Here is a 365-nt window from a genome sequence, read left to right as displayed (position 1 = left end):
CGTTTCTGTTGTTGTGTCTAATGTCTGCAAGGCGTTGGCACGAAAATCCTCATTCTGAATCGCCCTGGCAGCAGCAAGGGCTTCTGGTAAAACTTCTGGCAGTTTGTCAGCTAAGGCACTTAAGGCATTGGCACGAGGATACTCATCCTGAATCGCCCTGGCAGCAGCAAGGGCTTCTGGTAAAACTTCTGGCAGTTTGTCAGCTAAGGCACTTAAGGCATTGGCACGAAAATACTCATACTCATCCTGAATCGCCCTGGCAGCAGCAAGGACTTCTGGTAAAACTTCTGGCAGTTTGTCAGTTAAGGCACTCAAGGCTTCGGCACGAGGATACTCATCTTGAATCGCCCTGGCAGCGGCCTGGA

The 365-nt window shown here is 50.7% G+C and carries 1 pseudogene; it reads right to left on the bottom strand.

The features are described 5' to 3' along the window. Nucleotides 1-365: pseudogene (locus RRG12_RS37790) on the bottom strand (hypothetical protein); the annotation flags it as partial.

Source organism: Nostoc sp. CALU 546, from assembly GCF_048836525.1.
Note: the sequence above shows the minus strand (reverse complement) of the source record. Positions and strands in the feature narration are given on the sequence as shown.